This window comes from Bradyrhizobium sp., from assembly GCF_035273305.1.
Lineage (GTDB): Bacteria > Pseudomonadota > Alphaproteobacteria > Rhizobiales > Xanthobacteraceae > Bradyrhizobium.
This window is the reverse complement of the sequence record NZ_DATEPI010000148.1, coordinates 1-20,992: the sequence shown is the minus strand read 5'-3', so window position 1 is coordinate 20,992 and position 20,992 is coordinate 1. Positions and strand designations below refer to the sequence as shown.

The 20,992-nt window shown below is 60.7% G+C and carries 24 protein-coding genes; 15 read left to right on the top strand and 9 right to left on the bottom strand.

Annotated features, from left to right (window positions below):
* Nucleotides 1-83: 83 nt before the first annotated feature.
* The 4 genes from fliR to VJV58_RS09965 all read left to right on the top strand — a co-directional run bounded on the left by fliR (nt 84) and on the right by VJV58_RS09965 (nt 5,746).
* Complete coding sequence (fliR, locus tag VJV58_RS09980) at nt 84-851, top strand: flagellar biosynthetic protein FliR (RefSeq protein ID WP_324137176.1); 768 nt, start codon at nt 84-86, stop codon at nt 849-851.
* Nucleotides 852-867: 16 nt separating this feature from the next.
* Nucleotides 868-1,947, top strand: a complete 1,080-nt coding sequence (flhB, locus tag VJV58_RS09975; protein ID WP_324137175.1) for a flagellar biosynthesis protein FlhB — start codon at nt 868-870, stop codon at nt 1,945-1,947.
* A 151-nt stretch (nt 1,948-2,098) separates the two neighbouring features.
* Nucleotides 2,099-4,636 (top strand): cell cycle histidine kinase CckA, encoded by a 2,538-nt coding sequence (gene cckA / locus VJV58_RS09970; protein WP_324137174.1) that lies wholly within the window; start codon nt 2,099-2,101, stop codon nt 4,634-4,636.
* A 153-nt stretch (nt 4,637-4,789) separates the two neighbouring features.
* On the top strand, nt 4,790-5,746 hold the full coding sequence (locus tag VJV58_RS09965; protein ID WP_324137173.1) for a Tim44 domain-containing protein: 957 nt from the start codon (nt 4,790-4,792) through the stop codon (nt 5,744-5,746).
* A gap of 70 nt (nt 5,747-5,816) precedes the next feature.
* On the opposite strand, the gene VJV58_RS09960 is transcribed toward VJV58_RS09965, so the two are convergent.
* Nucleotides 5,817-6,800 carry an ABC transporter substrate-binding protein gene (locus VJV58_RS09960; RefSeq protein ID WP_324137172.1) on the bottom strand — a complete coding sequence of 328 codons (984 nt, stop codon included), beginning with the start codon at nt 6,798-6,800 and terminating at the stop codon, nt 5,817-5,819.
* Nucleotides 6,801-7,049: 249 nt separating this feature from the next.
* Here VJV58_RS09960 and VJV58_RS09955 point away from each other — a divergent pair, with 249 nt between their 5' ends.
* Nucleotides 7,050-7,739, top strand: a complete 690-nt coding sequence (locus tag VJV58_RS09955; RefSeq protein WP_324137171.1) for a lectin — start codon at nt 7,050-7,052, stop codon at nt 7,737-7,739.
* Between the two features lie 84 nt (nt 7,740-7,823).
* Entirely contained in the window at nt 7,824-8,531 is a 708-nt protein-coding gene (locus tag VJV58_RS09950; protein ID WP_324137170.1) for a glutathione S-transferase, read from the top strand.
* Between the two features lie 30 nt (nt 8,532-8,561).
* On the opposite strand, the gene VJV58_RS09945 is transcribed toward VJV58_RS09950, so the two are convergent.
* The 3 genes from VJV58_RS09945 to VJV58_RS09935 form a co-directional block, all read right to left on the bottom strand.
* Complete coding sequence (locus tag VJV58_RS09945) at nt 8,562-8,921, bottom strand: GFA family protein (RefSeq protein ID WP_324137169.1); 360 nt, start codon at nt 8,919-8,921, stop codon at nt 8,562-8,564.
* A gap of 104 nt (nt 8,922-9,025) precedes the next feature.
* Complete coding sequence (locus tag VJV58_RS09940) at nt 9,026-9,202, bottom strand: hypothetical protein (RefSeq protein WP_324137168.1); 177 nt, start codon at nt 9,200-9,202, stop codon at nt 9,026-9,028.
* A gap of 186 nt (nt 9,203-9,388) precedes the next feature.
* Entirely contained in the window at nt 9,389-9,877 is a 489-nt protein-coding gene (locus VJV58_RS09935) for a hypothetical protein (RefSeq protein WP_324137167.1), read from the bottom strand.
* A gap of 321 nt (nt 9,878-10,198) precedes the next feature.
* On the opposite strand from VJV58_RS09935, the gene VJV58_RS09930 reads away from it, so the two are divergent.
* Entirely contained in the window at nt 10,199-11,851 is a 1,653-nt protein-coding gene (locus tag VJV58_RS09930) for a fumarate hydratase (protein WP_324137166.1), read from the top strand.
* A 21-nt stretch (nt 11,852-11,872) separates the two neighbouring features.
* On the opposite strand, the gene VJV58_RS09925 is transcribed toward VJV58_RS09930, so the two are convergent.
* The 3 genes from VJV58_RS09925 to VJV58_RS09915 all read right to left on the bottom strand — a co-directional run bounded on the left by VJV58_RS09925 (nt 11,873) and on the right by VJV58_RS09915 (nt 13,519).
* The gene (locus VJV58_RS09925; protein WP_324137165.1) at nt 11,873-12,169 is read right to left on the bottom strand and encodes a hypothetical protein; all 297 of its coding nucleotides are present in this window, start codon (nt 12,167-12,169) and stop codon (nt 11,873-11,875) included.
* 159 nt (nt 12,170-12,328) lie between these two features.
* Nucleotides 12,329-12,880: an inner membrane-spanning protein YciB gene (locus tag VJV58_RS09920; protein ID WP_324137164.1), complete on the bottom strand. Its 552-nt coding sequence runs from the start codon at nt 12,878-12,880 to the stop codon at nt 12,329-12,331.
* A gap of 75 nt (nt 12,881-12,955) precedes the next feature.
* Nucleotides 12,956-13,519, bottom strand: a complete 564-nt coding sequence (locus VJV58_RS09915) for a hypothetical protein (RefSeq protein WP_324137163.1) — start codon at nt 13,517-13,519, stop codon at nt 12,956-12,958.
* Nucleotides 13,520-13,627: 108 nt separating this feature from the next.
* Between VJV58_RS09915 and VJV58_RS09910 the strand changes: the two genes are divergently transcribed.
* Together VJV58_RS09910 and VJV58_RS09905 are read left to right on the top strand one after the other, a co-directional pair.
* A complete protein-coding gene (locus VJV58_RS09910; protein WP_324137162.1) occupies nt 13,628-14,356 on the top strand; it encodes a TetR/AcrR family transcriptional regulator in 729 nt (242 codons plus the stop codon).
* Nucleotides 14,357-14,603: 247 nt separating this feature from the next.
* The gene (locus VJV58_RS09905; RefSeq protein WP_324137161.1) at nt 14,604-15,341 is read left to right on the top strand and encodes an SET domain-containing protein; all 738 of its coding nucleotides are present in this window, start codon (nt 14,604-14,606) and stop codon (nt 15,339-15,341) included.
* 174 nt (nt 15,342-15,515) lie between these two features.
* Here VJV58_RS09905 and VJV58_RS09900 read toward each other — a convergent pair whose 3' ends face one another.
* Entirely contained in the window at nt 15,516-15,914 is a 399-nt protein-coding gene (locus VJV58_RS09900) for a hypothetical protein (protein ID WP_324137160.1), read from the bottom strand.
* 115 nt (nt 15,915-16,029) lie between these two features.
* Here VJV58_RS09900 and VJV58_RS09895 point away from each other — a divergent pair, with 115 nt between their 5' ends.
* Entirely contained in the window at nt 16,030-16,851 is an 822-nt protein-coding gene (locus VJV58_RS09895; RefSeq protein ID WP_324137159.1) for a helix-turn-helix transcriptional regulator, read from the top strand.
* Nucleotides 16,852-16,909: 58 nt separating this feature from the next.
* Entirely contained in the window at nt 16,910-17,575 is a 666-nt protein-coding gene (locus tag VJV58_RS09890; protein ID WP_324137158.1) for a DsbA family oxidoreductase, read from the top strand.
* Here VJV58_RS09890 and VJV58_RS09885 read toward each other — a convergent pair.
* The gene (locus tag VJV58_RS09885) at nt 17,553-18,812 is read right to left on the bottom strand and encodes a GNAT family N-acetyltransferase (protein WP_414641465.1); all 1,260 of its coding nucleotides are present in this window, start codon (nt 18,810-18,812) and stop codon (nt 17,553-17,555) included. The genes VJV58_RS09890 and VJV58_RS09885 overlap by 23 nt on opposite strands.
* A 286-nt stretch (nt 18,813-19,098) precedes the next feature.
* Between VJV58_RS09885 and VJV58_RS09880 the strand changes: the two genes are divergently transcribed.
* From VJV58_RS09880 to VJV58_RS09865, 4 genes are all read left to right on the top strand, one after another.
* Nucleotides 19,099-19,533: a YeeE/YedE family protein gene (locus VJV58_RS09880; protein WP_324137157.1), complete on the top strand. Its 435-nt coding sequence runs from the start codon at nt 19,099-19,101 to the stop codon at nt 19,531-19,533.
* A gap of 5 nt (nt 19,534-19,538) precedes the next feature.
* Nucleotides 19,539-20,006: a DUF6691 family protein gene (locus tag VJV58_RS09875; protein WP_324137156.1), complete on the top strand. Its 468-nt coding sequence runs from the start codon at nt 19,539-19,541 to the stop codon at nt 20,004-20,006.
* Between the two features lie 56 nt (nt 20,007-20,062).
* Nucleotides 20,063-20,293 carry a hypothetical protein gene (locus VJV58_RS09870; RefSeq protein ID WP_324137155.1) on the top strand — a complete coding sequence of 77 codons (231 nt, stop codon included), beginning with the start codon at nt 20,063-20,065 and terminating at the stop codon, nt 20,291-20,293.
* Nucleotides 20,294-20,486: 193 nt separating this feature from the next.
* Nucleotides 20,487-20,992, top strand: a 506-nt coding sequence (locus tag VJV58_RS09865) for a DUF2336 domain-containing protein (RefSeq protein WP_324137154.1), incomplete at its 3' end; no start/stop codon positions are given.

The following is a 20,992-nucleotide window of genomic DNA, read 5'->3' as shown; positions in this document are numbered from 1 at the left end:
GCTTGCTCGGCATTTGCCGTTGGTCTGGGGGATTGGCGGAAATGGTGATGCGAATAGCAAAACTACCGCGCTGTCTGTGAGAAATGCGCGTCGATATCTCACTGCTGCCTGCGCTCGCCGCGACCTTCATGCTGGTGTTCGCCCGCATTGGCGCCATGGTGATGCTGTTGCCGGGACTGGGTGAGTCCAACATTCCGGTCCGCATCAAGCTCGCGATCGCGGTCGTGCTGACGTTGATCATCTTGCCGCTGCACCGCGCCGCCTATCATGTCGACATGCACTCGCTGACGCCGCTGCTGGTGCTGATGGTGCATGAGATCATCATCGGTGTCGTGCTCGGCGCGACCGCGCGGGTGACGCTCGCCGCCCTTCAGGTCGCGGGCTCGGTGATCGCGCAGCAGATGGGTCTTGGATTTGTCACCGCTGTCGATCCGACCCAGGGGCAGCAAGGTTTGCTGATAGGAAACTTCCTTACCCTGCTCGGCATCACGCTGCTTTTTGCGACCGATACCCATCATCTTGTCATCGCGGCCCTGAACGACAGCTACGCGATCTTTTCGCCGGGTGAGATGATGCCTAGCGGCGATGTCGCGGCGCTGGCAACACGGGCTTTCGCCGCTGCTTTCAGGATCGGCCTGCAGCTCTCGGCTCCGTTCCTGGTGTTCGGGTTGGTCTTCAATATAGGCCTCGGCGTTTTGGCGCGACTGATGCCTCAGATGCAGGTGTATTTCGTCGGCGTGCCGCTCGCGATCGTGGCCGGGTTCCTCATCTTTGCGGTCGTCATCGCCGCGCTCATGGGTACGTTCCTCGATTACTTCATCGGCGTCATGCACCAATTGATACCGCTTTAACGGGAAAGCCGAGGCGATGGCTGACGAGAACGACGTATCCGACAAAACAGAAGACCCTACCCAAAAACGGCTGGATGATGCCCATGAGCGCGGCGATGTCGTCAAAAGTCAGGAGATCAACACCTGGTTCGTGATTGCAGGGGGCACTCTGGTGCTCTCGACGTTTTCCGGATCGATTGGTGGCGGCATCCTGTCGCCGCTGCGCAATCTGATCGCCAATGCCTGGATGATCCATACCGATGGGGCGAGTCTTCTGGCGCTGGCGCAATCGCTCGGATATGCGCTGATTGCCGCAATGGGCGTGCCGTTTTTGATGCTGGCGCTGGCGGCCATCGCCGGCAACATGGTGCAACATCGGCTGGTATGGTCTGGCGAATCGCTCAAGCCGAAGTTCAGCAAGATCTCGCCGGCAGCGGGTGCGAAGCGCATATTCGGCAAACAGGCGGCGGCAAATTTCGCCAAAGGTCTGTTCAAGCTGATGGCGCTCGGCGCGGTCATGACAGCGATCGTTTGGCCCGAACGTCACCGGCTGGAATCGATGGTCCGATTCGACCCGGCCGCCCTGCTAGGCCTCACCACCGGCATGACTGTGCACTTGATGGCCTCTGTCGTAGCTATGCTCGCCGTCGTCGCGATTGCGGATTACCTGTTTCAGTACCGGCAATGGTTCGAGCGGCAGAAAATGTCGCTGCGGGAAATGAAGGAGGAGTTCAAGCAATCCGAAGGCGACCCACAGATCAAGGGACGCATCAGGCAGTTGCGGCAGGCGCGAATGAAGAAGCGCATGATGGCCGCCGTCCCGAAAGCGTCGGTGGTGATCACCAACCCGACGCACTATGCGGTGGCGCTGAGCTACGAGCGCGGCATGTCGGCTCCGATCTGTGTCGCCAAGGGGATCGAGACGATCGCGCTCAAAATCAGGGAAGTCGCTGGCAAACACGACATCCCTATCGTCGAAAACGTGCCGCTGGCGAGGGCTCTGTACGCGACGGTGGATATCGACGACGAAATCCCGGTCGAACACTATCACGCAGTTGCCGAAGTCATTGGTTACGTCATGGGCCTCAAGCGCGGCGTTTTCGCCCGGCGGGTGTAACCGGAGGAACCGCGGAGGGCAGCTGGCGGAACTGCCTACAAGCAGCGAAATAGCGGCTGGACGGACTTGCGCTTGCGGGTCCGATTCAGGCACTCAGGAGCCAAGCGTTCCCAAGCGCGTCGCCTCCACACCGACAGGTGCGTCCCCGGATATGACCGCCGATCCTGATAAGTATCCTTCACGAGAACGGGTCGCCGTTCACGAGCCGGCTCGGCGCGGCGGGAGCATCGTGCTTGTGCTGCTGGTGGCGGGCGGCATCGTCGCGGCGGCGGTCGCACTCATGACGCTCGGGCGCGCGCAGGCGCAGCCCTACATACTCGGGTTGCTCGCGCTGCTGTCGATGGTCGGGCTGTTCAGCCTGTTCGCTTTCGCGGCCGGCATCATCCGCTTCGCCGATCGCGCGGCCGACGATCCTGTCCGGGGCAGCATTGCCGATCATGCCTATGACGGTCTCGCGGTCACTGACCCCAAAGGGCACGTTATTTATTCCAACGCGGCCTATCTCGCGCTCACGGGAGCGGCGAGTGCGCTTGAGGCGCGGCCGGTCGAGCGGGTGTTCATCGGCAATCCCGATGTCTCCGAGGCGGTGTTCCGTCTGCTCAAGGCGGCGCGGGAAGGCAAACGGCAGCAGGAAGAGGTTCGGATTGCCGGTCAGGACGGTGCGCATGGTCGCTGGCTGCGGATGCGAGTCCGGCCGCTTGGCGATGGCAAGCGCGAGTCGAGATACGCGGTCTGGTCGCTGGCGGATATCACGCGAGACCGCGAGCGGCAGGAGGATGTCTTCCAGGAGCTGCAGCATGCGATCGAGTATCTCGATCACGCGCCTTGCGGCTTCTTCTCGGTCAATCCCGCCGGCGAGATTGTTTACATCAACGCGACGCTCGCGAACTGGCTGGACTACGACCTTGCCGAGATCGGGTCGGGCGGGCTGAAAGTGAGCGATATCGTGTCCGGTGACGGCGGCGCGCTATTGACCTCGATCGTGCCGGCGCCCGGTGAAGTGAAAACCGAGGTATTCGACATCGATCTCAGGATGCGCGGCGGCAAGACCATGCCGGTGCGCCTCTACCACAAGCTTGCGTTCGGCGCCGACGGCGCGCCGGGGGCCTCGCGCACGCTCGTGATCAGCCGCGCCCGCGACGAGCGGGCCGATCCGCAGCGCGCGGCTGAAGTCCGCTTCATGCGGTTTTTCGATCACACCCCGATGGCGATCGCGACGGTTGATCGAGGCGGCGCGGTTGTGCGTGCCAACGCGCGCTATGCCAAACTGGCGCAGGGCCTCAGTTCTGACGGCGCGGCCGGCAAATCGATCTTCAGCGCGGTCAGTGAGCGGGATCGCAAGCTGCTGATTGCGGCCATCAACCAGGCAGCGGAAGGACAGGGCGATATTCCGCCGGTTGAGGTCCTGCTTGCGGGCCCCAAGGAGCGGTGGGGGCAGTTCTTCGTGACCGCGGTTGAGGAAGACGAGCGCGAGACCGAAGCGGCGATCGTCTACATGCTTGACACTACCGAGCGGCGCGCTCTGGAGAACCAGATCAACCAGTCGCAGAAAATGGACATGGTCGGCCAGCTCGCCGGCGGCATCGCGCACGATTTCAACAACGTGCTGTCCGCGATCATGATGGCCAACGACTTCCTCCTGAACGCGCACAAGCCGACCGACCCGTCGTTCCAGGACATCATGCAGATCAAGCAGAACGCAACCCGCGCGGCGACGCTGGTGCGGCAGCTGCTGGCTTTCTCGCGACGGCAGACCTTGCGACCGCAGGTGCTCGATCTCGGCGATGCGCTATCCGACCTCACCATGCTGCTGCGCCGGCTGATCGGCGAAAAGGTCAAGCTCGATCTTGTGCATGGCCGCGATCTATGGCCGGTGAAGGTCGACGTTTCGCAGTTCGAACAGGTGATCGTGAATTTGGCGGTGAACGCCCGGGACGCCATGTCAGATGGCGGCAAGTTGACCGTGCGCACCGCCAACGTGAGCACCGAGCAATCGGCGCAGCTTGCTTATAAGGGAATGCCGGCCGCGGAATATGTGCGGATCGACGTCATCGACACCGGTACCGGAATTCCCGCCGACATCGTCGACAAGATCTTCGAGCCGTTCTTTTCGACGAAGGAAGTCGGCAAGGGTACCGGCCTCGGCCTCTCGACCGTGTACGGCATCGTCAAGCAGACCGGCGGCTTCATCTATGTGGACTCGGAAGCAGGCAAAGGTACTTCGTTTCACATCTTCCTGCCGCGGCATCATCCGGAGCAGGAAGTTCAGCCTGTCCGGGAGCCGTCGAGCGAGCCGAAGCCAAGGGCAGACCTCACCGGGCAAGGCACTATCCTTCTCGTCGAAGATGAGGAGGGCCTGCGCTCGCTGAATGCGCGGGGCCTGCGCTCGCGCGGCTATAGCGTGATCGAGGCCTCGAACGGCATCGAGGCTCTGGAAGCGCTGGAGGAAAAGGACGGTGCCGTCGACCTGGTCGTTTCTGACGTTGTGATGCCGGAAATGGACGGCCCGACGCTTCTCAAGACCATGCGCGGCCGCAATCCCGACCTCAAGATCATCTTTGTTTCTGGCTATGCGGAGGATGCCTTCGAGAAGAGCCTGCCGGAAAACCAGCAATTCGCGTTTCTGCCAAAACCGTTCACGCTCAGCCAGTTGGTGGCGGCGGTGAAGGAAACGATGGCGCCGTCGTGAGCGCCAAAGCTTCGAAAGTCGCTCAAATCAGCGACAATCGTACCGTGCCCGCGACCGAGCGCCGCAGCCGCGGTTCCCTATGACGGCTTCACTTTTGCGCCCCGCTGCCCATGTTAGTCACGCTCCCCATGCCGGGGACACAAGGGAATAGACATGACATTCACGCAGCGCGCCCGTGGCATCGTCAAGGCGATTGCCCTCGTCCTATCGCTGACAGTGCCAACGATGCTTGTTATCTCGTCGGCCGACGCTCGGGTCGGCGGCGGCTCCAGCTCGGGCTCGCGGGGCTCGCGAACGTTTTCGGCCCCGCCGAGCACATCGACCGCGCCCGGTAGCGCGCAACCGTTCAACCGCACCTACACTCAGCCGGGCAGCAGCCCCAATGTTGGCGCTCCGGCGCCGGCGCGCGGCGGGTTCTTCAACAGCCCCGGCCGAAGCATGCTGGGTGGTCTCGCGGCAGGCTTCCTCGGAGCCGGATTGCTTGGGATGCTGTTTGGCGGCGGCATGTTCGGCGGTCTTGGGGGCTTGTCCTCGATCATCGGCCTGATCCTGCAGATCGGTTTGATCGTGATCGTGGTTCGGCTCGCAATGTCATGGTGGCAGCGGCGCAATCAAACCGCTTCGGCCTACGCCGGAGGCGCTAACGGGCCGGCCGCGCAGCAGAGCTTCCGCACCGGATCCGGTTTCGGAATTGGGTCGACCGCCGCGCCGCTCGAGATTCTTCCCGCGGACTACGAGGCTTTCGAGCGATTGCTTGGTGACATCCAGGATGCCTGGTCGAACGAGGACATCGCGAGGCTGCATACTCTTGCGACCCCGGAGATGGTTTCGTATTTCACCAAGGATCTCGACGCCAACCGAGCCCGCAATGTCGTCAACAAGGTTTTCGGCACCAGGCTGCTGCAGGGCGACCTTGCGGAGGCCTGGCGGGAAGGCGAGACCGATTATGCGAGCGTCGCGATGCGCTATTCGCTCATCGACAAGACGCTCGATCGCTCCACCGGCGGGCTGGTCGAGGGCAGCGAGGCCCCCACGGAAGTGACCGAAGTCTGGACATTCCTGCGGCCGCGCGGCGGCAATTGGGAACTATCAGCAATCCAGCAGACCTGATCTTCGCTACAATAACGGACTCCAAGCGCCGCGGCCAAAGCCCGCGGCGTTTTCTTATGTGCGTGAACGGTTATTCGATCACCTCCTCGGCGCGGCCAAGCAGGGTCAACGGCACCGTGATGCCGAGTGCTTTTGCGGCCTTGAGATTGATCGTCAACTCGATTTTGGTCGCTTGCTGGACGGGAAGCTCGGCTGGCTTTTCCCCCTTGAGAACACGGCCCACATATCCGCCCGTAAGGCGATAGGCCTCGATGATATCGGCGCCGTAGCTCATCAAGCCGCCGCCCCTGACAAAGCCGTGGTTTGGACCGGCCGATGGCACTCCATGTTCGGTGGCCAACGCGCCGAGCCGCCCGCTGCGGCTTGCGAAAATCGCCGTCCCTGCGCTGATAATCAACGCGTCTGCCCGCAATTGGCTGACTTTCGCAAATACCGCGTCGAAATCGCTTTCGGAGCTTGCATTAAGCACATGCAACTTCAGGCCCAGCGTATCGGCAGCCGCTCTCATTTGGTTCGCGCTGGCCTCAGCAACGGCGGGCTCACTGGGATCGACCAGAAATGCCATCACGCTCGCCGCAGGAAACAGCTCATGCAGTATCTCCAGCCGTTTCGGTGCGACTTCCACGTTCAGTTGGGTCACGCCTGTGACATTACCGCCTGGCCGGTTCAGGCTCTCGACGAGACCGAGCTGAACCGGGTCTGCGGCGGATTCGAACACGATTGGAATGGTCTGGGTCGCCGATTTCGCAGCCAAGGCCGCCGGCGTGCTGGTAGCGGCGATGACCGCGACATGATGCCGAACCAAATCGGCAGCCAACGCCGGAAGGCGATCATTTTGGTCCTGTCCCCAGCGGTACTCTATGGCCAGGTTGCGGCCATCGACGAAACCGGTCTCACGGAGGCCTTCGAGGAAAGCCGCTAGTTGAGGGGCGTAGCTTTCGGCGGAAGCGGCATTAAGGAAGCCGATCACCGGCGTCAGACCTTGCTGCGCCCGCGCGCTGAGTGGCCACGTCGCCGCGCCTACGCAAAGCGTGATGAACTCCCGACGCTTCATGCTCGCTCCCAGCAGCGACAGCCTAACTGTACCACACCATCGGAATGAACGCCGCGCTTGCATGAGGGCAATTGGGCTCGGCTGCGCCGGCCGAGCAGGATATCCGGCTACCAGGACTGCCGCTTATTTAGCGTGTTCAGCTGCGCCGATTTGCTTGGTGGGTTCGCCGCGAGCGGAATAATTTCGTCCTGGACGTGTTGACGTCACAGTCGCCAATCCGGCTTCAAGAAAATAAACTCGGAGGATTCGATGCCCAATTTCGGACTGAATATTTCGCGGCTTTTGCTGGGGCTGGGAGCGCTGACGTCATGCACCGCGCTCGCGATACAATCGGCGCAAGCGCAGAACGCCGGTACGACTTTCTTTGTAACCTCAACCGGTATCGGCAATGGCGCAAACCTGGGCGGTCTCGCGGGCGCCGATAATCATTGTCAGGCGCTCGCGCAGGCCGCGGGTGCCGGCGCGAAAACTTGGCGCGCTTATCTTTCAACCCAGGCTGCCGACGGTCAGCCCGCGGTGAATGCCCGTGACCGCATCGGCAAGGGCCCGTGGCAGAATTCCAAAGGCGTGGTCATCGCCAAGGATGTCGCCGAGTTGCACGGCGCCAACAACATCACCAAACAGACTGCGCTGAGCGAGAAGGGCGAGGTGCTCAATGGCCGCGGCGATACGCCAAACCGCCATGACGTACTAACGGGATCGCAGCCGGACGGCACTGCTTTCGCAGGCGGCGACGACCGCACTTGCAAAAATTGGACGAGCAGCACGCAGGGATCGGCCATGCTAGGGCATTTCGACCGCATGGGCCTGCGCGATGACGACGCCTCGAAGTCCTGGAACAGTTCGCATCCCTCGCGGGGGCCGGACGGCGGCTGCTCGCAGGCTGACCTCAGGAGCACCGGCGGCGATGGCCTGCTTTATTGCTTCGCGGCGAACTAACGCGCTTTGTGAGTTCGTGCTGAGGCTGTAGTCTCGCCAGCGCGACGCCACGTCGCCGACGTGCTGTCGAAGGATCGTGTCTGCATGCGATACGAGCTCTATTACTGGCCCGGCATTCAGGGCCGCGGCGAATACATCCGCCTGGCTCTGGAAGAGGCGGGTGCTGACTATGTCGATGTCGCGCGAGGCGAACGCGGCATGAGCGAGATGATGCGAATGATGGAGGGCCATCCAGGCACCCCGCCATTCGCGCCGCCTTTTCTAAAGGCCGGCAAGCTCGTGATCGGGCAGACAGCCAATATCCTCCTCTATCTCGGGTCGCGGCACGGTCTCGCTCCGAAAACGGAGGCGGGAAAGCTGTGGGTGCATCAGTTGCAGCTCACCCTCGCCGATCTTGTGCTGGAGGCTCACGACACCCATCATCCGCTGGGGCCGACGCTGTACTATGAGGATCAGCGCGCCCCCGCCAAAAGACGCACCGACGAATTCTGGAAAGAGCGGGTTCCGAAATATCTCGGCTATTTCGAACGCGTCTTAAAGAGCAACGGTGGCGCTTATGTCACCGGTCGCAGGCTGACCTACGTCGATCTGTCGCTGTTCCAGATCGTGGAAGGGCTTCGCTATGCGTTTCCGAAACGCATGAAAAACTTCGAACCAGAAATTCCGGACCTGATCGGGCTGCACCGGCGCGTCGTCGCGAGGCCGAACATCAAGGCGTACCTCTCCAGCGATCGCCGGATTGCCTTCAACGAGGACGGCATCTTCCGGCACTACAAGGAATTGGATTCGTAAAAGGGAAGGGACAGGAAGCGCGCTCGCTCGCTATCGATGGCGCCCATCGACCCGCGTCATCGTCAGGTTAGCCAGATCAATGCCATCGATACAGCTGACGTTAAGCGCAATCACTTCGGTGCCGTCGGGTTTTTTACCGCGCGCGAAAACTTCTACCCCACAGTCCATGCAGAGTTGATGCCGGATCTCGTGTTTATTGAACAGGTATTCCTGCAGATTGTCCTCACCTGCGCGGAGCTGAAAAAGCGTCGGCGCGAGGAAGGCGAAATGCAGGCCCTTCTTGGTGCAAATCGAACAGTTGCACGCGGTCACCATCGCCAGATCGGTGGTGCATTCGAAGCGCACCAGGCCGCAATGGCAACCGCCAGTGTACGTCCTGCTTTCAGGCATTGGTCCGTATCCCCGCGCTTACCAGCAGTATAAACCTCGGCTGAGCTGGGACACCAGAGGAGAGCAGACCGCCTATTTGATCGGTTGAATTTTTAGTTCTGGCCTCAGACGAGCTGGTCGATTCTCGTCCCCTGTCCAGGCGGAAGTGGCGCCAAAACGGTCGGCTGCGGCGCATCGGCCTCATCGGCGTCTTTGTCGCTCTTTACATCAGGTACTTTCGCCGCGCTGACTTCAGGCGCCTTGACCGGAACGGACGCAGGGATGCTCGAAATAGTGCTCATTGGGTAAGGTCCTTTCAGTGCACGGGGACTGTGACCGGCCGCGGGCGAATGCTTTATGAATCCAAACGTTAAAGCTCGCGCCATCCGGCCCAATGCCGGCCGATGGTGAACGGGAGACTGAAATACCCGGGGAAAGAGCGCTATTGTTTAAAATTGCTGATATCGCCGCAACAGCATGAGCTTCGGTTATTCGCCCGTGCCGCGTGAGATGGCGATCGAGGTCTCGGTTTTTGTCCTCGTGCACCGCATATCGAGCCGGCGATAGCGCGTGGACACGTCGTTGCCATGGAGAATGCCGATGCGCTTGATACAGCGGCTCGCTCCTCTCAGCATATCGTCCTTTGGCAGCGTGAAGATAATCGCAGCCGCACTAGCGACGAGATCGAGAAAAGCCGGCGTTGGCTTGCGGCCATCGGATTTCGCATACAATTCGTTGGCATAATTGCGTCCGGCGCAGCCAAGCCTGATCTCCCGGGCTTTCGGATGCGACAGATAGATCACGTTGGCCGCGGTCTTGCCAACGCCGAGCCCCTCGATCTGCCCTTTAAGCTGGTTTGCGAGATCGTCGCATCGATCGGCGCGAGCCGGTGAGGAGGCAAGTGCGATTACCAGCGCGAGCGTGCTTAGTATCGCAAGCGTGCCGAATCTCGAACGTGCCAGCTGAGTTTTTGGCATGAATACCCCCGCCCGCATTGAAGCGTCCGCCAAGGGTCAGCGCAAGGGCTGAGGCTTTAGACAAGCATTCCTTTCGTCTTGGCTGGGCAAACGCGCGAAGCGCGTTTCGCGCGAAGATGTCCCCGCCATCCAGGCCTTTTTGGTTCAAACGAAACGTGGATACCCGCGACAAGCGGGGCCATAACCGACCTATATAGGCCTCGACCTTTCGGCGAGCGAACGTGAAGACCTGCGCGAGGGCGCCTTCGAGCCTTTAAACAGGGGCGTAAAGGGCTTAGAACCGGACTGACGACAGGCTCAAATCAGTAGGCTTATTGTTCCATGAACGCTCCGACCGCTTTTCCCGATCCCAAGCCCGTTCCGCCCTACAAGCACACGCCGCTGTTTCCGCTGGGAGAAGACACCACTCCCTACAAGAAGATTACGAGCGATGGCGTGCGGCTGGAGAAGGTGCTGGGCAAGGACATGCTGGTGGTCTCGCGCGAAGCGCTGCGGGCGCTCAGCGAGGCGGCGTTCGGTGACATCAATCATTACCTTCGTCCCGGTCATCTGAAGCAATTGCGCAGCATCCTCGACGATCCCGAGGCCAGCGATAACGACAAGTTTGTCGCCTTTGATTTTCTCAAGAACGCCAACATTGCCGCCGGCGGCGTGCTGCCGATGTGCCAGGACACCGGCACCGCCATCATCATGGCCAAGAAGGGCGCCCGCGTGCTCACCGATGGCGACGACGAAGCGGCACTTTCCGAAGGAGCGCGTGACGCCTATCTGCGCCGCAACCTGCGCTATTCGCAAGTGGCGCCACTGTCGATGTATGAGGAAAAAAACACCGCCAATAACATGCCGGCGCAGTGCGAGATTTATGCCGAAGGCGATGACAGCTACAAATTCATGTTCATGGCAAAGGGCGGCGGCAGTGCCAACAAGAGTTTCCTGTTTCAGGCGACGCCCTCGGTGCTCACCAAGGATCGGCTGTTGGCGTTCCTGAAAGAGAAGGTGCTGACCTTGGGCACCGCGGCGTGTCCGCCGTATCACCTTGCAATCGTGATCGGCGGCACGTCGGCTGAACTGTGCATGAAGACCGTGAAACTCGCCTCAGCGCGCTATCTCGATGCATTGCCGACGGAGGGTTCTGCCGATGGCAATGCGTTCCGCGATCTAGAGATGGAGCAGCAAATATTGAAGATGACGCAGTCGCTCGGCGTTGGCGCGCAGTTCGGCGGAAAATATTTTTGTCATGATGTGCGGGTGATCCGTTTGCCGCGCCACGGCGCCTCACTTCCGATAGGGCTCGGCGTGTCCTGTTCGGCCGACCGCCAGGTGCTCGGTAAAATCACAAGGGACGGCGTCTATCTCGAAGCGCTCGAGCACAACCCCGCTCAATACCTTCCAGCGGTCGAGCACGCGCTCGGCGGCGAAGTCGTGAAAATCGATCTCAACCAGCCGATGACGCAAATTCTGGCGAACCTTTCCAGGCATCCAATCAAAACCCGGCTGTCGCTGACCGGCACCATGATCGTCGCTCGCGATTCCGCGCATGCCAAGTTGCGCGAGCGGCTGGAAAAAGGCGAACCTCTGCCGAACTATTTCAAGGATCATCCGATTTACTATGCCGGTCCGGCCAAGACGCCTGACGGCTATGCCTCCGGCGCGTTCGGTCCCACAACCGCCGGGCGGATGGACTCGTTCGTCGATCAATTCCAGGCGGCCGGCGGCTCGATGGTGATGGTAGCGAAGGGCAATCGCGCCGCGGCCGTGCGCGACGCTTGCAAGAAGCACGGCGGTTTTTATCTCGGCTCGATCGGCGGAGCGGCGGCGAATCTTGCCGAGCACTGCATCAAGAAGGTCGAGGTCGTGGAATATCCGGAACTTGGGATGGAAGCGATCTGGCGCATCGAAGTCGAGGATTTTCCGGCCTTCATCATCATCGATGACAAGGGCAACGACTTCTTCAAGGAATTGAATTTGGGGTGAGGGGCCACGCGCTCACATTTGTCAAGCTCGCGTCCCCCTGAACGGGAAGCTGCCCATCGGGCCGATGCCCATTTCGCCGGAAATGGTGTCCCCCGAGACCTTGCCCGTAAACTCAAGCGTCAACGGCATCGGGTTGGTGATCGAAACTTTCCAGGCGAGGTCATCGCCGTTTGCGGTGCCGTCGAAAATCTCGGTCGACTGGCCGTCGGCGCCCTGGCTGCCCGTTAACGTGCCACCTGAGTTCTTCAGCGTAAGCGTCGCATTGCGCTCGCCCATCGGAGTGCTCATGGTGATGTTCCAGTTTCCGTCGACGGCCATTCTATCGTCTCCTCAGCTTTTGTTCGAAACCCGAGCGGTCGGGTCGGGTCAGGGTGGCTGCAGCCGCGGTATAGCGCATCTCGTGCTGCAAGCCGAATCGGGCCGTCGTTCGGCTTGCTTGCGGCTCGATCGTCCTCGAATGCTTCGATGTTGTGGCGATCAGGCCTGGGCGGCGCGTATCCGGCTTGTGACGAGAAAGCGAAACGCGAGGTATTGCAGGGCGAACGCCGCAAGCTTGGCCCCGAGCAGGACCACGCCTACATAAAAAGCCCATAATTTGAGGTCGCCCGTCGAGGCGATTGCGATAGTGCCCAAGCCGAGCGAAAACATCAGGATCGCCCAGGCGTAGCCCGCGACTGTTACATATTCAGGAATGGTCTCGACCACGATCGGCGGCATGTAGCGCAGCAGCCAGCCACGCTTGAGCATGATCGCGCCGATGGCGAAATGGGCAATCGAAGGTTTCGCAAGCACGAACCGCGGATCGTTGGTCAACAACGTCGCGGTGCCGAGCACGATCACCAGCGCCAGGCTTGCGTAAGTCATGAAGCCGAGCGGCTGCCTTTTGATCCGGCTGTAGACGACCTGCGCCACGGCGCCGGCGATCGCCACCGCTGTCGCCAGCACCACATTGCCAGTGCTCAAATAGAGCACGAGAAAGATAATGGCCGACAGAAAATCAAATAAGAGCTTGGCCAGTGCGTCCTTCATCCCCGAATCTCCCCCGGTGCTTTGGTCGCCGCAACGAGCGACCGATTAAACAGTTCTTGATTGATGCATCTGCGCTTACTGGATCTGCACGGTCGTCGGGAGCTTTGCCCGGCGATACTCCGGATACCATCTGGTGAATACAAGCGCGGAGTTACGGGCCGCGAATGCGATCGCAATTCCGGACCATAGCGGCAGACCGGGGATATAGATCAAGAGAACGTTGGCCGCTACCATCAGCACAAAGGCCAGCGCCCACGCCGCGGAAATTACGTAGTTAGCCTTCACGAATTCGGGCCGCCGCGCCGTTTCGGCATCGACGGCTTCGCGGGCATATTGCAGCGTGAACGGCCGGCGCATGATAAGCGAACCAACCGAGATCGCCAGCATGCCCATATCGACCGTGAGTTTTACTTGCGTGCTGCTCAAGCTGGAATCAATCAGGATGATATAGAGGCCCAGGGCGACGAACAGGAACGCCGAACCAGCGCCGAGCAGCTTGAGCGAACAACCGCCAATCGCATCATAGACGATCACCGCGAGGCAAATCGCGGCGGACACGAACAAGCTCACCGCGGCCGAGCTCAGGACCATGAGGATTGCGAAGGCGCCGTAGGGCGCGAGAATGAGGAAAATCGTCATGGCAGCCTCATCGCATCTTTACATCGTCAAGATGGATAATAGCCGGAAAGCACATCGTCAAGGCCAAATCTTTACAGTGTCAAAATTGTGATCTATAAAGGGGCCGAAATGGCCAGAAAACCGCGAATTGTCGGAATCAAAAGCAAAAACCAACGTCGGGCGACCGCTGCCGGGCCGGCCCGCCTCCGCAAACGGGGGCCGCGCGCAGTCGTGCGGCGAGAAGCCCCGTACCATCATGGCGGGCTGCGTACTGCGCTGCTCGAAGCGGCCGAGCGGGTGCTGGAGCGAGAGGGACTCGCGGGATTGACACTACGTGCGGTCGCGCGGGAGGCGGGCGTCTCGCATGCCGCACCGGCGCATCATTTTGCCGATCTGGTCGGGCTCGTGAGCGAGCTTGCGGCGGTCGGCTTCCGTCAATTCAATGCGGCGATGGCTGCCGCCGGCGGCATCGGAAGTTCTCCGCTGGAGAGGGCGTTGGCTCGCGCCAAAGCCTACGTCGCCTATGCGCAAGCTCATCCCGGCATGTATGGGCTGATGTTCCGCACCGAACGGCTCGATATGTCCCGGCCTGCGCTGTGCGATGCCGCCAATGCATCTTTCGCCGGTCTAGCCGGCGCGATTGGCGCCGTCCGTCATGAACAAATTTCCGAGCAGGCGCTCTCGCTTGAACAGGGTGCGGATATCGCGCGCTCCTGGTCATTGGTGCACGGCTTTACCATGCTGCTGCTGGACGGTCGACTGAGCGATATTCTCAACCGGCTGCCAAAAGGCACTGACGCCGGCGTCCTGCTGGATGCGATGCTCAAACGTGCCATAGGGCAAGTACTCCAGCGTTGATCGCAGCGGGATTGGCGCGAACTGTGTCGCGTCGAGCATGATCAATCAGTATCGATTGCCGTTTCGGTATCGAAGCGATAACACATGCCGCGTATTGATAGCTTCATCGCGGAACCAACTGCTCGCGTTTCGCATTCTGGGGAAGGTTGGAGTCAAGCAACCGAAAGACCTGACAGCGGCGCAGAATCGTCCTAGAACAGCCGCCTCGCCATTCCTGTTTCACTAGCGTGTAGTTGCATTATCGATCATGCCTGTCATTTCGCCGAAAAAACCTTATCGCATCGGCCGTTCCCGCACCGGACTTGGCCTCTTCGCAACCAAACCGATCAAGAAGGGCGCGAAAATCGTCCGATATTTTGGTCCGCTGCTGGATTCCCGAAAGAAAAAGGACGACGCGGTCGAGAACAAGTACCTTTTCGAGCTGAACGGCCGCTGGACCATCGATGGGTCCGTGCGGGAGAACATCGCCCGCTATATCAATCACGCCTGCAAGCCAAACGCGGAATCCGACGTCATGCCGCGCAAGCGCAAAGTCGTGATCCGGGCGATCAAGAACATCGAGCCCGGCGAAGAAATCAACTACGATTACGGTACTGACTATTTCAAAGCCTACCTGAAGCCGATCGGCTGCAGATGCGATGCTTGCGAAAAGAAGCGCAAGAAAAAACGGGCGGAGGCGAGGGCCGAAAGGCTGCGCCTGAAATTGAAAGCCGAGAGGAAGGCACTCAAAAAAGCCAGGCAAGCCGCAGAAGCGACTGCGAACGAGCCGCTTCAGAAGAACCCCGGCGCGGAAATGAACGGGCACGCGAACAGCGTCAAACTGAACGGCCAGCACCTTAACGGGAAGCAACCGAATGGCGACGGCGGCCAGATAAGCACTCGTAAAGCGATGTCAGTACGGCCCGGAATATTCACCAGGGCCAGTGGTAATGCCAGCGGCAAGCAGGAAAGGAAGCCGGCTCGCGACAGTCGGGCTTCGGCCTAAGCTCCGTTCAGGCAACGCGTCAGGTCGACCGCGCCCTGATTGGCCTCCTTCAGTGTACCTTCCTGGCCTTCCAGTAACTGTGCTGCGCTTCGCGTCCTTGCGACCAGGAGAAGCGAACGAAGCAATTCGAATTCACAATGCGCTCGGATTGCTTCGCTTGCGGTCACTGAACTTCTAGGCCGCCAATTCGCCGCCACTTCGGCGCAGGCCGATGAATTGCAACTCGGCCAGCGCGCCCACGATGAACGCTTGGACGGCGACGAAGCTTTCGCCGAGGAGGTTGGGCGTGACCGCGCCACTGAACAGCAGGGCGATACTGGCGACGGTCCAGGCCGCGTTGCCTGCTATCACGACGGCTACCAGCGGCTTTGGCATCGATGGTCCCATGCCGAGCCAGCCGACCAGCGCGGTATAGGCGATCAGGAACAGACCGGTCCCGCGCAACAGCGCCTCTGGTAAATCAAGCAGTGGCGTAAGCTCGCCGGCGCCGAAGGTAAGTAACACCGCTGAGACGCCGCTGAAGATGGCATCGGCAAGAATAGCCCGGCGCAGGAACAAGGATGGATGGATCATCGTGATCTCCTTCGGTGAGAGTGGATTGGAAGCGCACGATGACCCGACCGGCTCGGCGATTCCATTACCTGCGACGTAATGGAATGTGTGAAATTCGCATGGTAGGTTTTCCGCCATGAACGCAAACACTGCCAGCGCGCGAGCCGACGCCGCCAAGCCGGCGCATGTCGGCGATCATCTCCGCCAATGGCGTCAGCGCCGCCATCTCAGCCAACTCGACCTTGCCGGGGACGCCGAGATTTCCGCGCGGCATTTGAGTTTCGTGGAAACAGGGCGAGCGGCGCCATCGCGCGACATGGTCCTGAAGCTGGCGGAGCGTCTCGATGTGCCGCTGCGCGAGCGCAATGTACTTCTGGTCGCGGCGGGTTATGCGCCGGCCTTTCCGCAGCGCTCGCTCGAGGATCCCGCGCTGAAATCAGCGCGGGCCGCAATCGATCAGGTGCTGAGCGCGCATGAGCCCAATCCCGCGCTGGCTTACGACAGGCACTGGAACCTGGTTTCCGCAAACCGGATGGTGATGCCGCTCCTAAAGAGCATTCCCCCGCGGTTGCTCGCGCAACCCATGAACATTCTGCGCCTCGCTTTTCACCCCGAAGCGCTGGCATCGCGCACTGTCAATCTCGCCGAATGGTGCAGCCACTTGCTCGAGCGCTTGCACCGCCAATGTGAAGCCACCGCCGATCCCGAACTGATAAGCTTGTATCAGGAGCTAAAGGCTTATCGGATCCCGGCAAGGTCGGCTCCGCCGTCGGCCGATAATGTCGCCATACCGTTCAAGCTGCGGCTCGATGGCGAGACACTGAGCTTTATTTCGACAACGATGATCTTCGGTACGCCCGTTGACATCACGCTATCGGAATTGGCGTTGGAAACGTTCTTTCCCGCCGATGACCTGACTGCCGAACGGATGCGGATGATGGCAGCAAGTCTCAAATAGCAGCCTTGTCGAGGTTGCGATTGGAGCTTATCTCTGGGCTTCCAAGGGAGAACGCCCGATGAGCACCCTGAAACCGCTTCAAATCGACATCGTCTCCGACGTGGTGTGTCCCTGGTGCTATATCGGCAAGCGCCGGATCGAGAACGCTCTCGCGTTGACGCCGGATGTGCCGGTGGAAATCAAGTGGCGCCCGTTCTTTCTCAATTCGTGGGTACCGCGCGAGGGGATCAGCCGTGACGAGTACCTCACTGCGAAGTTCGGCTCGCCCGAGGCGTACAAAGGTATTGCCGGGCGTGTGGTCTCCGCTGCCAACGAGGAGGGACTGGAGTACCGGCCCGACCTGGTAAAACGTCAACCCAACACCATCGACTGCCACCGGCTGATTCACTGGGCCGAGGCCGAGGGCAAATCGGCAGAGATGAAGCAACGCTTGATGGAATTGTATTTCCGTGACGGCGGGGATCTGACCAATATTGACGTGCTGGTACAGGCGGCGGCCGATTGCGGGCTAAATGCCGAGGACGTACGCAGACGCCTTGCGAGCGACGAAGACGTCGCGTTGATTTCGGCCTGGGCCAAGGAGGCTTCCGACAAGGGCATCTCCGGCGTGCCCACGTTTGTGTTCGCGCAGAAGTACGCGGTGTCCGGCGCTCAGCCCGCGGAACAACTCGCCCGTGCCATCCGCCAGGTTTCGGCGGAGGTCAATGCGCAGGCGGCCGAATAGACCAGGTAGTATTTAGGGGAGGGCGGTGCTTACCGGGAACGAGATGGATCGCGCGGCGAGCGATCACCCGTATGGCGCCTCGAATTATCATCGCCGCCTGGATCAGCCACACCATCGGATCGTTCCGCCGAAGCGGGATCAGGACGTCGCCAATCGCAAACCGTCCGCGCCAGATCGGATTGATCATCGGATGATCGGCGCTTGCCGTGGAGTCGGCGGTGGCAATCGCAGGATCGTCGCAGAGATGCCGGGTCAGATCGAGCGTGAGTTGCACGCCAGGCGAGAATTTCGCGAACCGCTCGTCAATCCCGAGCTTGAAATAGAAGGCGCGCTCCTGGTGGCGAAGCACGATGCCGGCCGCAATTGCGGTATTGCCAGCCGTTAACGTCACGACCTCGCATTGCCCGTGTTCGGCGAGAGCCGGAGCCGCACGGCGGATGAACCGGGCATCGCCCTCATCTTGGATCAACGCGGTGCGACACATTCCTTTCCATCCGCTGGCTTCCAACGATAGGAATGTTTCGAGCGCGGTCGTGACCTCATCGGCGGTGCGCGCGATTGCGAAACTGACCGCCCCATGCTCGGCCAGGCGATGGCGCTGCCGGCGCAGCTCTTTCAGCTTCTTGGCACCCAAGGCCTCGCGCAGCATGTCATCGCACTCGCGCGTAGCGTCGAGGCAGGCGCGCAGATGTGAGTTGAGAACGCGCCAGCGCAGGCGCTCCTGTCGCAACACCTCGCTGAAAGCCCGCATGACGGCGCCGTCAAGCGATACATCGTGCAACACCAGCGCATGGGCTCCACCGTCGCGTGCGTGTCGCATCAATTCCCGGGCCGCATCGTGCGCCATCTCCGGATCGAGCAGCGGCGTGCATAGCGTGCCATAGGGTTCAGCGCTTACGAAAGCGGGCAGCGGAATTTTGTACGCGCGCGCCATCGGCACGAATGGCATCAGCCCGATCAGTCGGGCGTTGCCGTTTTGCGAATGACGATCTCGAGCAACCAGTGTTGATACATCGGTGCGGCCGCTTGCAAATGCGTTCACTGCCAAGGCCCAGCCCGGCAGGTAATAGCCGTTTGGCTCAATTGCGCGTCCGGCCAGCGCGCGCCACTGGTTCACGTCGATTGCGGCAAGTGGCGCGACTCCGCCGCCTCGCGAAACTGCGATCCTTCGCGGTTGCTTGCTCGCGTCATCGACGCGCGCGAGAGCGACCGCCGGTGTGTCGGCAATCTGGGCCACTTCCTGTATCCCGTCGGCGAGGATCGGCAAGCGCCCGCAGCGCCGCGTTTCCACCGCATCGGCGGAATCCTAGCGCAGGAAAGGGAAAGAAGGCCTTCGGCGCTCTCGTGCAATTTGATGGTAATGTTAACCGCCGTTGAATTCAGGAACCGTAGGCATCGCCAGGGTGTCCAGCGAGAGGGGCTGCGGTCGCATAAGCCATTTGTTGGGACTTCTGCACCTTGTGCTGGATGCATGGAGCACTAGTGTATCGGCGTCGGGGTAATTGCATCGGTGGAGATTCCTGATGCCTTACGTTGCCACTTCCTTCACGCCGATCGCCTCCTTTGCAGGCGGTGCGCTAATAGGATTGTCCGCGGTATTGTTAATGGCCCTTACTGGACGAATTGCCGGTGTCAGCGGCATCGCCGCGCGCCTGTTTCCACCCTACGAGGACGCTGAATTGGCCGGCCGGCTTGCTTTCGTGGCGGGGCTCATTGCTGCGCCAATGGTCGTACTGCTGGCAACCGGGCGTTTTCCGGCGCAAACCATTCAGGCCAACGCTAGCATCCTTGTACTAGGGGGTTTCCTGGTTGGCTTTGGCTCTGTGTGGGGCAGCGGTTGCACCTCCGGGCACGGCGTCTGCGGGATTTCGCGGCTATCAGTACGATCGTTTGTCGCAACGATCACCTTCATGGCGGCAGGGTTCGCGACAGTGTTCGTCACTCGGCATCTGGGTTGAACGCCATGGCCATCATTGCCCAATTTTTTATCGGTTTGATCTTCGGCCTCGGACTGGCGCTGTCCGGGATGTCTGACCCCGCAAAGGTGCTCAATTTTCTTGATCTCGGCGGCATTGGTTCGGGCAGTTGGGATCCAAGCCTCGCGTTCGTCATGGCCGGAGCCGTCGCCGTTACGCTCGCCGGCTACAAATGGGTTTTGAAGCGACCGGGCCCGCTGTTTGGTGAAAAATTCCACGTGCCGACCAGTCGCGAACTGGACGTTCGGATTGTTGCCGGTCCTGCCATCTTTGGACTCGGGTGGGGATTGGTGGGCTTTTGCCCTGGTCCGGCGTTGACGGCGCTCGGCTTCGGCACGCGTGCGGCGGTCATTTTTGTGGCGGCGATGATCGCGGGCATGCTGCTGGCGCGCTGGCTGGCTAGCCGCTCCTCATTGCCTGGTATTGTCTCGCCGATCGATCAGCTTGAGGCTTGATCCCGGCGCTCTGCGGGAGCTGAGTGCGAGCTGAAAGTCAGGGGAGTAAGAGCTTCATGAAAATTCTCAGCCTCGCAGTCGTGATCGCTGCGTTGGCGGTAATGCCTGCGAACGCCCAGATGGGCAGCAGGCACCATCCGGGCGATGACAACAAGTCAGAGCAGAAGAGGCCCAAGGCGGATGATGCCGCCTACAAGGCCGCGCTGCAGAGAATTCCGGAGCCCAAGGAAAAGTATGATCCCTGGGGAGTTGCGCGGCCGGCCGAGCCGGCGAAAAAGCCCAAATAGGGCGGCTTTACCTGCGCTGGGCGCTTCGCGTCACCCATAGAGCGAGCTCTGCTCGTCTCGGACCCCACAAAAATGGGGAGGGATGATGAACAGCGAGCTTGTCGCGTCGGAGCCGGTTTTACCGAACGTTCAGGTATTCGCTCTAGAAACCATTAACCAGCTTAGAACAGCGCGCCAACGCTCAGGATGAGCGATGCCACAATCATATTTATCCATTTCCGAAGAAGTCGAGGCGGCCATAAAGATCGGCTCAGCGGAAAAAAGCCTCGATAGTATCAGGCGCGTCACGGACCTCTTTTTGTCGTCCGCGGCCGGCCTGAACAACGAACAGATCGAACTGTTTGATGAGGTGCTCGAACGTCTTGTTAGAACAATCGAGATTCGAGCGCTTGCGGATGTCAGTGCTCGCATGGCGCTGGCTGAAATCAGTGCTCAACTCGCGCCGATCGCCCAAGCTCCGCCTTCGGTTGTTCGCCGCCTGGCCGGCAACGAGGAGATTGCGATCGCTGGTCCTGTTCTGACGGAGTCGGCGCGTCTGAGCACAGAAGACCTGGTCGAGATCGCGGGAAAAAGCAGCGAGCAGCACCTGCTGGCCATTTCAGGCCGGTGGTGGCTGAAGGAAGTTGTCACCGACGCGTTGCTGGCTCGCCGCTATCCGAGTGTCAGCCGCCGGATCATTGCAAACCCCGGCGCCCGGGT